Genomic DNA, 13,265 nt, shown 5'->3' with positions numbered 1-13,265 from the left:
GTGCCATTAAACGGCAATTGAGACGGGCAATAACCTAGAGGTGTTTTAACGGGTAACGTTATCACCAATCAATATGAACCATCAGTATTGGTTATCAGCTTGTGCCGATGAAAAGATGGCCATAGAGTGTGCCTATTGTTGCTAAGGGATAGTACTGAGAGATATGGCTGAAAGACATTGGGCTTAGTCCAATGCTACAGGGTTAACACTGCTGCTTAAGTATGTCGGCTAAAGGCTAGTGACCAGACAGTCATGTTGGCGCATTTCTGTATAACCAATACCAGTAAGCGCTAACGCCACGCAGCTTAATCCATTGCCGAGAGTGTAATCTTAATAACAAGTCGCCACAGATAAGCGCTGGCGACTTGTTTATTAAATCAATATTAGAAACGCTCTACCGACCACTGAATCGCCATCAAGCCAATCGCGATAGATCCAAGCTGCATGCCCCAGTTTCGATACCAGTTTGTGTGGCGTAAAAAGATTAATAACGGCAGCACTAGAGCTAGAATCGCCAGTTGGCCAATTTCAACGCCGACATTAAAAGCTAAAATCGCTAATAGTTTTTGATTTTCTGGCAGTCCAAGTTCAGCTAATACTCCCGCGAACCCCATACCGTGCAATAAGCCAAATGCAAAGGTAATCCAGCCTAATCGCAACACAATCGGCCAAACATTATTTAATGCGGCAAACAATACCGATAATGCAATACCCAGCTCAACCCAATGGCTACTAAAATTGAGTATCCCTAATGCTGTGGCCGTTAATGTCACAGAATGCGCAAGTGTAAACGCGGTAATAATCCATGCTGTGTCTTTAAATATTTGCTTAGGATTGTCTATCGGATTCCATTTTCTCTGCTCACGCACTAATACGCAGGTTAATAATAACGCCAGCAGAAATAGAACATGGTCAGTGCCCTTCCAAATATGAATAATCCCTTGATACACATATTCAGTAAATGTGTCACTGACCTGACTTTCACCTAAGTTAATCAATATTATGCGGTTATCATTGCTGATCACACGAGCATATTGATGATCGGACGTGATAATTGTCGTGATAGCTTTATGATCGGAGTCGATATTAAAAAAAGCATTATAATTTATCGATAACGGACCAGAGCTATCGCAGGCAGCGTTAAATGAACTAACCAAATACCCTTCACTAAAATGCTGATCAATTTGCTGGATTGGATTGAAACTGAGCGGACAATCTTGTTGCCTACTGATCATTAATGATGCGCGTAAATAATCCATCACCGCCACTTGATGAGCTTGTAACTCTGCCCAAGTAAGTTGGCCATCTTGATTGTCATCAATAGAAACGATTTGGTTGATATCGAAAAGGCGCACTTGCCAAGTCCCGTCAACTTGCCCTTGCTTATCCAAGTTAACAGCCAAATAACTGGTGCTCATTTGATGGCCAAAACTGACATGACTGAACAGCAACAGTAGCAATAATAAACCGCCTTTTATCATCGAAAAAAATCCTGTTAATGCTTTCACTGATTTATCCTTAGCCTGCTAAATTATCGACAGTAAGATTGCCACTAGCTTGTACTGACTTTTTATCATTTTTAGCCTGACTGAACAATGCCTTAGCTTGCTCTAATAGCATTCTGTCATTAGTTTGACGTGCTACCTGCCAGTTTATTTTAGCCCAGTAAAGTGCTTTTTTGGGCTGTACATCAACCTTTAAGTAATATTGTGCTAAATCGGATGCATGCAAGCTATCATGTCTTTGCTCGCGCAGTGTCACGCGTTGGGCAAAAGCCCATTGCCATTTTACAGTATTGCCAAGGTATTTTTCCGCTATGGCAAGGCGCAACAGTAATGCATCATCCTGCACAGGATGTTGATCAATGACGTTAGACAGTTTGTCGTACACGACTTGATGCTGATTAAGTGACATCTGCACATCTGACCATAAGGCTAATAAACTGACTGGCGCATTATCCATGTTCGCCTGATCTAAATAGCCTAATGCTGCTTCTGCTAAATCTTGCTTTAATGCCATATCTGCAAGAATTTGTACAAGCCAAGTTTTTTCTGGTTCATTCGCCGGCTGATACAAGCGATACAAACGAGCCAATTCTTGATAGCTTTCGGCCAGTTTGCCATTTTGGCTAGCGACCTCTAGAGCACAGGTAGAAATCAATAAAATATCGGCTTTACCGATTAACGTTAAACACGCTTGTCTTGCTGCAACAATATCCCCCTGTACCAGATGAATATTGGCTTTTAATAACCAACTGTTAACCGCTGTTGGCTTTAATTCAATAGCGCGATCTAACGCTTTTAATGCCCGATCGAATTGATGCTGATGTTGTAATACCCGAGCATATAAGTAATAGGTTTGCGCATTGGGACTGGCATTAGCCATCTTGGTTTGTAACCAAGCTTTTGCGCGGCCATAACGGTAATCCGCCTCACCAGGATATTGTCCTTGTTCAATAAAATCACTGATGTCATCTAAACTCATCTGTTGATCGGTATCATTAAACACCTTCCAAGTTGCAACAACTTCGTTGTTATCCTTAGGTGTATAGGGCGCCGCAAGGCTATTACCGATTAACAATAAGCATAGGCTGACAAACATGCTCATATTAACCATAGAGTGCCGGTACTTTATCATTTGTGTTAACCGCCCTGTTGTCACTTGCATAACGCCTCCAAAATGCCATCCTTGGTCATTTATACCCTGTAATGCACCACTAACCCCCTGTTAATAAGATGATTAATCGCTGCAATAGCAGGGTATATTGTCCTATTTATATTGTTACCTGAGCTAATAGCAAACGCACTCTTAGTCGAGTAATAAGTCATCGTAAAAATCAGTCGTTGATACATCGTTGTCAACCACACGGCCATTAACACGCAAAGGTGCTGCTTGGCTTGGTTGTGAAAATGCCTGACGACTTAAGCTTGAAAACATCACTTGCTCAGCATCAATAGTAATGCTTACCAGCGCAGTAACAGGATCATTTACGCCATCGCTCACAGCCAAGGTAAAACTGTCCATGCCAGTGACTTCATTTGCCGGTGTATAGGTAAACTCACCATTTGCCATTAAGCTCAGAGATCCCAGCGTGGGCTCATTCACTAGTGTAAACGTCAGGGTATCGCCGTCCTTGTCGGTGGCAGCTACTTGATCGGTTACCGCAGTTTCAGTCACAGTAGACAGCATCAAACCACTTACCATAGGCGCACTGTTTTTAACCATTGCCATCGGATCATCATCTGAGTTACACCCAGCTAATAATCCTGCGCTGATCACACTGACTAATACCACTGGCTTAGCCATAGCGTTAATAAGCTGGCGAGTAGCATATTGAATAGAAGTATTCATCTTATGTTCCTTATTTTGAGCCAGAAAGTGGCGTCGCTAAATAGGGGAAGTGATCCATCATCATAGTCGCATCAACCGGTGCGCCATCTGTAAATGGCACAGTACCAACACTGGCATCATCACTAGTACAAAGGCCTAAATCAGTATCTGTTCCATTAACTGGGATCGGGTAACATAAACGTCCCATGACCACGCGCAGGGCAATATCAACGACATCATCACCAGGACGACGACCATTAGGGAAACCAGCTAAATCATCGCCTGCAACACCAAAAGCGGACTGCATATCGCGAGGTTTTGCTGGAATACCGGTATTAAGACGCAACATTTCTGATGGCGTCACCGTTTCAAGTTGGTTAACACCGGCAAAGCCTGTTAGAAATGCAGTAACGAGATCATTACGAGGGAAATTGGTTGGTGCTAATGTCTCAATATTTGTGCCTAAAGTTTGATTAACTGCGTCTTTAAACAAAATATTGAGCAATTCTGGTAAGCTTGGGTGGGTGACATAATCAGCAAACTGAGTATCATCTTTAGGCTGTGAAGTCGAAAAGGTGTCTTTGTCTTTTAGGCCAATCACTAACTCGTTCACCAGCGGATTACCTAGACGAGAGACTTGAGTTAATGCCCCACCGTTAACTTCAGTTTTGCCTACTTTTGCATTTGGATTTAAAATACGCGCTTGCGGTAAACTGGCGGTAGTCCATGCACCGATAGTGCCGTTACCTTGAGTGGTTAAACATGTCTTTGGCACTTCAATTGAAATGGCTGTAACATTTTTATCCATTAAGTCATCATTATCGGCTGATTGGGTAATACCACCTGGAAAACCGCCTTGATCACCAGCACCCGGAGCACTATCACCTTCCACTGGTACATAGTTAACTAAGTCAAAAGTTTTGCCTAAGTTAACCACGAAAGGGTCTTTACGTTGACCGACAAACACCTTACCAGGGCTGGCACAACCGTCGAGGTTAAATTCGTAAATAAATTGTCCAGCATAGCTTGCATAAGCGCTGCTATCACCGAAACTTTTATTACCAATATAATCCAGAGGTTTATGGAACATCCCGCCAGCAGTATTGCTCAACACTGTTGCACTACCGCTATTTTGTGGTCCTTTAACAAGTGTTAACTGATACGACTCGCTAAAGTTTGCCGCACTTTGATCTGCTGCTGTAATGCCACCAATATTTTTAAGTGGGACTGACACACTGCGTTGATTTCCAGCTGGACCAACCGTTAACGCAATACCTTGATTATTATTGGCAAGCTCATTGGTAAAGTTAAATTGAAAGGTTAAATCTTCTACTGCATCGCCGTCGTTATCGATATGAATGCTGTATACCGCAGCAGGATCCATCGCATAATAGTTAGGTCCGCCGTAGGCGTCTTGCAATGGAATATAGTTAGCGATAAGAGTGACGTAGTCTTCACGTCCTGCTTCATAACTGTTAAATGCATAAAAATCGGTAGAATCTAATGTCGGAAAACGCGTGATATTCGGTGCTTCTCGATGACTTGAGGCAAATGCATTAGCGCCTAACAAAGTGCTGCATACCATACTGGCGATTAGGGATATTTTTAGTACTTTCATGACCATTTCCTTGTTGTGTAGTAGAGTCATGTAAGTAAACGGCTCAGGTTCCATTTTGGATGCAGAATTTAGCCATTATTGTTGCATTAATTTTAAAATAAAAATAAATTAACACTAAGGCGCTGAATTATAAAGATTATAAACCTGTGCTTAATTTGAATTATTTTTGATGATTTTTGAATATTTGTTGATAATCATCTGAAACCTTATCGATTTTGCATCAATACTGCAGCTTGATACTCAGTAAACCTGAGTACATTCACCCCGTCACGGTTCGTCATGATCAATTCCTGCTAGAGTGATAATTTAGTGATAATTTCGCGATAATAAAATCTTTCCCCATAAAAAAACGGCCAAGGATATCTCCTTTGGCCGTCTCGATTTATGCTTCAGCTTATTGTTGCGTGAATAAGCATTTACACATCATTGTTATACCGTATTCACAGATCCATCAATGGATTATAAAATTGCCAGCTCTGCGGTATACAACACTTCAGTAGGCATGCCATTCGGTGAACCGTTTAAAGGCTCTAAACTGACCGCCAAAGCAACAATATCGACATCATCAAACTGACTATTTTTAGCTAAACTCAGCTTACCCGATTTAGGTAACAAGCCCAATGAGATGGGGTTTTCAACACCTTTCGCCACCATCCACAACTCATAATCTTTGTTCGGTAAAGGTTTTAGGTTACTGGTAGAGCGAACTTCAATAGTATTGGCCGTGACTTCAATAAGCCATAATGCTTTAGCTTGCGCACTTTGCACAACGGCAACTTGTTGCGGCGCCGCGACGGGCACAGGTTGGTTATTCACCAGGATAACCGCCATAATAATGGCTGCGGCTGTGGCCATGGAGGCCAGGCCTTTCCAGACGCGATGGCGAGTTGTTAAAGGCACGACATTGGGTGTCTCTGGTGCTGGAGTGTGGCTCAAATTATCAACAAAACCCAGCGTATGACGAATATTTTGCCACACACGATCATCAGGTTTTACCGGAGGTAATAACTGGTTCATACCATGCAAATGTTGCTCCCATAACCAAGTGCTTTCACGCAGGCTAGGTATTTGCATCATTAATTTTTGAAACCGACGTCTAGCTTGGCCGCGCAATGTGCCCAGCACATATTCTGCAGCCAAGGCTTCTTTCAATTGAGGATCATGATAATTCATAACGATAAACACCTCTGTAATTGCTGTAAACCACGGCGGATCCAACTCTTAATCGTGCCCAAAGGTAAGTCTAGGTGCCCAACCACTTCATGATGCGATAAACCATTGTAGTACGCTAAATGAATCGCTTGTTTTTGCTGCGGTTCAAGCTCGCTCATGCATTGATCGAGTTGATTTTTATGCACTTGCGGACCGTCGTCATTGCTGGGCTCATCAAAAATCGCTTCTTGGCCCTCTTCAAGCGGATCTTCTTTTCTGACTTTTTGATAACGCAGCATGTCTAGTGCTCGGTAACGCACTATGCTGATCATCCAAGTGAGTACCGACCCCTTGCCATGTTGATACTCGGTCGCGTTATGCCAAATTTTTACGTAGGCTTCTTGCAGCACCTCTTCAGCCAGCTCCCGTCGACCGAGCATTTTCAAACTAACCGCAAATAATTGACTGCTAGTCGACTGGTATAAATCAGCAAAAGCTTGTTTATCTCCATCCGCACTGGCACTCAATAAGTTAAGTAATGTGTCTTGATCCATAATATGCCACGCTTCCCGGTAATGATTCGATTTCGTTAATACGGGCTGTTACTGCATATATAGAATAAAAAAAGCCCTTCAGAGTGTATACGTTACAGCCTGCTAATTGGATGCAAGTTTGATAAAAAAACGCTCAGCGCCCTTTAATATACGGATCCTATGATTAGGAAAATTGATGAAATAGAAGAGTTATACTCCAGAAAAGTGATGCAAACAGGGAACCACTATCCCTGCAGCAAGTACTCTTCAGCTTTTTCGATACTGCGCGGTTTACCCACCAGCATTAAAATATCATTACGCCTTAACACCCACTCTGGTGGCGGAGGATTAATCTCCTCCCCTTTACGACGCACAGCTCTAAGCTCCACGTCCAATGCTTGCCATGGAATATCAGCAACGGTTTTCCCCACAGCACTGGCTCTTGACGCCAGTGATACTGCATGGAGTAAATCCAGAGTGAAATCAGTTTCGGTGCCCGAAAAAAAACCGTGTAAATATTGGTAATGGTTACGTCGCTCTGATTCTAAACGCTTAATAATACGCGCTAATGGTACTCCACATTTAAACAAGACTTGCGAAACCAGCATCAAACTGCCTTCAAGGGATTCAGGAATCACTTGGGTTGCGCCAGCTTCTTTAAGTTCATGCAAGTTAGCATCATCGCGAGTACGCACGAGTATTTTTACATCGGGAGCAAGCTTACGTGCTACGGCTAAACACTCTTCTGACTGGCGTGGTTCACAAAATGTCACCACCACTAAACTGGCATCGCGGATGCCCATCTTCTTTAACAGTGCCATTCTGCAAGCATCACCAAAATGAATGTTCTCGCCCGCCGCTCTGGCCTCTGACACGCGGGTGGGGTCTAAATCGAGTACCATGTATGGCACGGCTTCTTTTTTCAAAAAGCGCGCTATTGTTTGCCCTACTCGGCCATAACCTAAAATAAGCACCACGTCACTTTCATCAGAATGAGGTAAAACAACCTCAATAGGCTCAGATTTAGCTGCTAACTTGTTACCGCTAACCTTTTTAGCAATATCAAGGCTATGGCGGATCAACCAAGGTGCCATAGACATAGAGATCACTGCCACAGCAACTAATACTGTGCTGACTTCGTTATTGAGCAATTGATAATTCACCGCCAATGCCAATAACACAAAACTAAATTCACCCACTTGACCTAAACTGATTGCCGTACTGAGTGATACCTTCGTATTTTCGCCTACAAGCTTGAGTAAACCATGCACGATCAAAATTTTAGTCAGTACCACTGCGACTAAAATTAACAGCACTTGCCACCAATATTGCATCACCAGATTGAAATCCAGTAGCATGCCGATTGAGATAAAAAACAGGCCCATTAATAAATCACGAAACGGCCTAATATCAGCCTCTAACTGACGTCGGTACTGACTTTCGCCCAGTAGCATACCCGCAATAAACGCCCCTAATGCCATTGACAGTCCAAGCCATTGAGTAAACGCGCCCGTCACTAAGGCCACAACTAAGGTCGATAATACAAATAACTCATTTGAGCGTGAGCGAGCCACTTCATCGAAAATACGTGGCAGTATCCACTTACCAAATGACATTAAGCCGACAAAAGCCAAAATACCAGTGAGCAATTCCCACATAATACTGTTGAAGCTCATTTCCACATCGCCTTTGGCTAACAGCGGCATTAAAATCAATAACGGCACTACGGCTAAGTCTTGAAATAACAACACACTGACGGATAATTCGCCGTGCCTGCGCCTTAACCAGTTTTGTTCGTTTAGCAACTTTAATACAATGGCCGTTGACGACAAGGCAATGGCTGAACCAATCACTATTGCGGCCACTAAATCCTGGCCAACCAACATGGCGATGCCGCCAGCCACAAAAGCCGTTATCAACATTTGGGCGCTGCCCAAGCCAAACACTGTGCGACGCATGGCCCACAATCTAGGCACAGAAAACTCCAGCCCTAAAGTGAACATCAATAGCACGACACCTAACTCAGCCACAGACTGCATTTGTAACTGGGTAAACCAATGGAAACCACTGGGACCGCTGACCACCCCAGTGAGTAGATAAGCTAAAATGGCAGGTAAGCCGAGACGGCGTAATAATGCAATCGCCACAATCGCAATCACAAGCATCGACAAAATATGGATAAAAATGCTGTGTTCCATTATGGCTTTGGCTCCTCGTCAAAAAAGTGTCGAAAGGGAAATAAAACGTTTTCTAAATACTACAGTAAAACAACAAGCAACTAATAACTATAGAAAAATTTTCATAGGCACGCTTTTTGCTAATAAATTGACAATTAGTTGTAACGTACTGGAGTAAATACTATGGATTTCGCGCTAGCAACAGAGTTCTATCCTGATGATTACTGGTACCGTTCAGACGCTTACTTGAATCGAGAGTCTGATCTAGACCTTGTTCAAGTAATTCAACAACTACATGGAAGTTTAGATCCTCGGACAGTTTTTGCCTGTTTTGGCAAAGTCCTAGGACAACATTTGCCGATTAAAGGACTGCAGTTGACCCTAGATAAACAAAAATTTGTTTGGGGACGTCATTACGGTATTGAATTAAAACATACTATTAACGATAACAATGACAGCTTTGCTATCACTTATCAGTTGTCTGTGCCACTCAACTCGGCGCAGAAGAAATTACTACAACGGCTTGAAAACATGCTCATTCAACCGTTTAATAATGCATTAAAATATCAAGCAATGTCTAATCAAGCCATGTTTGATGCGCTAACTAACTTAGGTAATCGATATTATTATCGTCAAGCTCTTGATATTGCATTAGCCCGAGCGAATCGCAAACAAGGTCAGGTATCATTAGTGGTATTAGATTTGGATAAGTTTAAACAACTCAATGACGTACACGGCCATAAAGCCGGTGATTACGTTTTAGTAGGGTTTGCAGCATTAATTAGTGAAGCGATCCGTAATACGGACCAAGCTTTCAGAATTGGTGGTGATGAGTTTGTGATTATTACTCAAGGAAATGCAGATGCAGCGGCAATTATTTGCCAACGTATTATTGATATGATGCCAAAACATTCTGAACTGACCGAATATAATATTCAATGCAGTTTAGGCATTGCGCAATCATTACCACAGCAACAAGCAGAAAACTTATATGAGCGAGCGGATAAAGCCATGTATGCAGCAAAAGCAGCCGGGCGTAATTGTTTTCGGGTCTGTGAAAACAGCATAATATAACGCCGTAAAATGCGTAATACAGTACACAACTAATTAACCAAAAAAGACCTTAACAGGTCTTTTTTGCCATGGCCTACGCTATCGTGATTACATTCCGCGAAGCTGAATACGTCTTAAAAATTCAGTCATCACCCTGTCGTAAACTAAATCCCCTAAAAACAAATCTTCTACGCCATGGTCAATACTCGGATTGTCATTCACTTCAATGACATAAGCCTTACCGTCAATTTCTTTTAAATCGACACCATACAAACCAGCGCCAATTAAGTTTGATGCTTTAACCGCCGCATCAACAATATTTTGCGGCACCATTTTTAAATCGATACAGTCAAAATCACCACTACTGACACGGCCGCTTTGATGATGTTGATAAATCTGCCAGTGACCACGACTCATAAAGTAACGACAGGCATAAATAGGTTGGCGATTTAGCACGCCAATGCGCCAATCATAATCGGTAGGCATAAACGCTTGCGCTAAAATTAACGCACTGTGCTCGAAGATAATCGCAGCTTGTTCAAGTAAGGTTTCACGGTCGTTCACCTTAACAACCCCAAGGGAAAATGCCCCATCGGGTACTTTAAGTACAATCGGTAATCCTATGGTATTAATTACATTATCGGCCCAGTTTTTATCCGAGGCTTTAAAGATGACACTTTTAGGCACTGGCACTTTATGTTTGTTTAATAGCTCGGTCAAAAACACCTTGTTAGTGCACTTCATAATGGATTCAGGGTCATCCATTACCACCAAGCCAAGTTGCTCTGCCGCTTTCGCAAATCGATAAGTAAAGTTGCTGATATTAGTGGTAGAGCGAATAAACAAGCCATCAAACTCACTTAACCGCGCCAAATCGTGAGAACCAATTTGGACTAAATCCATGCCGATACGATTAGCCGACTTAGTAAATAACTTCAGCGCCGCTTTATCTGATGGTGGCATTTTCTCATGCTCATTCACCAGCATGGCAATTTCATATCGATAGCGTTTCGATGGTTTAGGTAAACGCCATACTTTTTGTGAAAATACCTCTAAATACTTAGCAAATAAATCTTGTTCTGATTCGGTTAAGTCTTGAAAAGCCGCAGGCTCAATGGAACCAACCTGCCACTTTCCTGACATTTTTAACAAACTCACTTGCAATACCGGCACAGTAAAACGTTCAAAAATTTTGCGAGCAAGCTTGTCAAGCGACGGATTATCACAATAGCCAAAATACAGCTTCATGGATATTTCAGTCACGGTATCAGGCAGCTTATCTAAACCAGCTTGAGGTAAACTAAAAAAACGGTCCTGAGATAAATCATTAATGGTCATCACACGCGGGATCACCCGGTGACCGCGTGCTTCAGCCATTAACGAACAGTAATAACCAGTGCTTAAATAATCATAACTGCGACACAAGTTAATCACTTGCATGGCACTTTGCTCGGAAAACGCCCCCATTTCTAAATAATCATGCACTGTGACCATATGGTCACTGGGTAAATAGGGACGCCAATCATTAACATCGTCGGTGACAATTAAAAAATGAGCCATAAATATCGATTGCCTCTTGTGCGGTTTAGCGCGTAAATTAAGTCACTATCATGTTTGCCAACTCGAGCCAACTCATGCTGCTTCGTCAAGCTATTCCCAGCGATTTATCCCAGCTTAACCAAATCGAATCCAATGCCTTTAGTGGTGATAAAATCAGCTCTCGGCAGATGAAACGCTTTATAAACTCGCCACTGGACAGCTTATTGGTCGCCGACATAGACGGCACCCTTGCAGGTTATGCATTGGTGCTATTTCATCGTGGCACACGTCTAGCAAGGCTATACTCTATTGCTGTTGCGAGCGAGTTTAGAGGTCGCAACATTGCCTTTGAACTGGTCACACAATGTGAACATACCGTGGTCGAGCGCGGCTTCATTACATTACGCCTAGAAGTGCGAAACGACAACATCGCGGCCAAAAATCTTTATTTAAAAATGGGTTATAAAGTACTCAAAACCTTAGTGCATTATTACGACGATTTAGCTGATGGCGTGCGCATGCACAAACGCTTAGACCCGCCAGGGCCAAGCAAAGTCATCAAGATGCCTTTGTATGTGCAAACCACACCCTTTACGTGTGGCGCCGCTTGCTTAATGATGGCCATGAGTGCGGTAAAAACGCACTATAATCCGAGCCGAGTTGATGAGTTGAGTATTTGGCGCGAAGCCACCACTATTTTTATGACCAGCGGTCATGGTGGTTGCAGTGTGCATGGTTTAGCTTTAGCAGCCATAAAGCGCGGATTACAGATTGAGATGTACAGCCAGTCAACGTCAGTCCCCTTTATTGATAGCGTTCGTGGCAGCAATAAAAAAGCCGTCATTACTATAGTGCATGACGATTTTTGTCAGCAATTAGCCTCACAAGGAATTCAGATCCACAATGCATCACCCAGCCTGACTCAACTTCGACATTGGATTGACAGCGGTTATGCTGTGTTATTAATGATCAGCACCTATCGATTTAATGGCGAAAAAGGCCCTCATTGGGTGGTATTAAGTGGTTACAACGAACAGTTTATGTTTATTCACGACCCATTTGTTGAAGCACAAAAGGATGCGATTAACGCGGCGTATGTACCGATTAGCCAATCGGAGCTGGCGCAAGTGATGCAATATGGGAAGCAGAAACAGGTTTCTTGTTTAGTGGTGAAGTCATCTTTGGCTTAAGATGGTTAAGCTTTTTATGGCCAGCGGGCACAACTGGCTTTGCAAACTTCGTTTGAATTGAAATCGCAAGGTTCCACCCTGCAGGGGCCAAAAGGGGGATCAACAGCAATCCCCTCTTGGAGCACCCCTGCCGTTCCGGCAACATTTTCGCTTTTTAACCAAACAACAGCAGCGAAAAAATTGCGACGGAAATAGCTCTAGCTTTTGACTTCGTTTGCAACCTGCTTCGGCCCATCTTACAATAAAGAGTGAAAATGCTAACGCTTCCGATGGTACATCCCTTCCCCTCGAAAGCTAGCTCGCCATCCTTGGCTAACTCACGTATTCTTTTGTAAGGAGTCTTCAACGGCCTCAAGTTCAGAGTTGAATTTAGGCATTTTCATAAAAAACTAACTCGTTTTTGGACAGAAACGAGCTAGGTTTCCAAATCTAATTCGTAAGTTTAGGATTAAAATTTCTATGGATTAACGCCGCATTAAGCGGACTAAAATTGTTGGCTAAAATTAGCGACGAAGGAGCAAAAGCCAACTGTTTTTTGTCCTTTTGAATGACTTGATACTCATTGAGCCTCCTCCCTAGCAAGCCGCATCAGCGGTATGCTTAAGGTGACTAAACCAACAGGAGAAAGCTCAATGAGATTTTATAATAACTCACATCCATACTACTGTGGTAT

10 protein-coding genes are annotated in these 13,265 nt (G+C 42.8%); 2 read left to right on the top strand and 8 right to left on the bottom strand.

Annotation, left to right across the window (positions count from 1 at the left end):
- Window positions 1–383: 383 nt before the first annotated feature.
- The 7 genes from H5185_RS00050 to H5185_RS00020 all read right to left on the bottom strand — a co-directional run bounded on the left by H5185_RS00050 (window position 384) and on the right by H5185_RS00020 (window position 8,831).
- Complete coding sequence (locus H5185_RS00050; RefSeq protein ID WP_310741650.1) at window positions 384–1,508, bottom strand: HupE/UreJ family protein; 1,125 nt, start codon at window positions 1,506–1,508, stop codon at window positions 384–386.
- 10 nt (window positions 1,509–1,518) lie between these two features.
- Window positions 1,519–2,667 carry a lipopolysaccharide assembly protein LapB gene (locus H5185_RS00045; RefSeq protein WP_182741011.1) on the bottom strand — a complete coding sequence of 383 codons (1,149 nt, stop codon included), beginning with the start codon at window positions 2,665–2,667 and terminating at the stop codon, window positions 1,519–1,521.
- A gap of 141 nt (window positions 2,668–2,808) precedes the next feature.
- Complete coding sequence (locus H5185_RS00040; protein ID WP_259396128.1) at window positions 2,809–3,351, bottom strand: cadherin-like domain-containing protein; 543 nt, start codon at window positions 3,349–3,351, stop codon at window positions 2,809–2,811.
- Between the two features lie 10 nt (window positions 3,352–3,361).
- Window positions 3,362–4,948 (bottom strand): DUF4331 domain-containing protein, encoded by a 1,587-nt coding sequence (locus H5185_RS00035; RefSeq protein ID WP_182721912.1) that lies wholly within the window; start codon window positions 4,946–4,948, stop codon window positions 3,362–3,364.
- Between the two features lie 459 nt (window positions 4,949–5,407).
- Window positions 5,408–6,121: an anti-sigma factor domain-containing protein gene (locus tag H5185_RS00030; protein WP_182741010.1), complete on the bottom strand. Its 714-nt coding sequence runs from the start codon at window positions 6,119–6,121 to the stop codon at window positions 5,408–5,410.
- A complete protein-coding gene (locus H5185_RS00025; RefSeq protein ID WP_124016254.1) occupies window positions 6,118–6,654 on the bottom strand; it encodes a sigma-70 family RNA polymerase sigma factor in 537 nt (178 codons plus the stop codon). The genes H5185_RS00030 and H5185_RS00025 overlap by 4 nt, the downstream gene beginning before the upstream one ends.
- A 224-nt stretch (window positions 6,655–6,878) precedes the next feature.
- Window positions 6,879–8,831, bottom strand: coding sequence for a monovalent cation:proton antiporter family protein (locus tag H5185_RS00020; protein ID WP_124016255.1), 1,953 nt, complete (start codon window positions 8,829–8,831; stop codon window positions 6,879–6,881).
- A 162-nt stretch (window positions 8,832–8,993) separates the two neighbouring features.
- Here H5185_RS00020 and H5185_RS00015 point away from each other — a divergent pair, with 162 nt between their 5' ends.
- Window positions 8,994–9,884 (top strand): GGDEF domain-containing protein, encoded by an 891-nt coding sequence (locus H5185_RS00015; RefSeq protein WP_182741009.1) that lies wholly within the window; start codon window positions 8,994–8,996, stop codon window positions 9,882–9,884.
- A gap of 87 nt (window positions 9,885–9,971) precedes the next feature.
- On the opposite strand, the gene H5185_RS00010 is transcribed toward H5185_RS00015, so the two are convergent.
- Window positions 9,972–11,423, bottom strand: coding sequence for a RimK family protein (locus H5185_RS00010; protein ID WP_124016257.1), 1,452 nt, complete (start codon window positions 11,421–11,423; stop codon window positions 9,972–9,974).
- A gap of 50 nt (window positions 11,424–11,473) precedes the next feature.
- On the opposite strand from H5185_RS00010, the gene H5185_RS00005 reads away from it, so the two are divergent.
- The gene (locus tag H5185_RS00005) at window positions 11,474–12,592 is read left to right on the top strand and encodes a GNAT family N-acetyltransferase/peptidase C39 family protein (protein WP_259396127.1); all 1,119 of its coding nucleotides are present in this window, start codon (window positions 11,474–11,476) and stop codon (window positions 12,590–12,592) included.
- Window positions 12,593–13,265 lie beyond the last annotated feature (673 nt).

Origin of the sequence: Shewanella sp. SG44-6 (assembly GCF_014164185.1) — a bacterium.
In the GTDB taxonomy this organism is placed as follows: Bacteria; Pseudomonadota; Gammaproteobacteria; order Enterobacterales; family Shewanellaceae; genus Shewanella; species Shewanella vesiculosa.
This window is presented reverse-complemented; position numbering and strand designations above follow the sequence as displayed.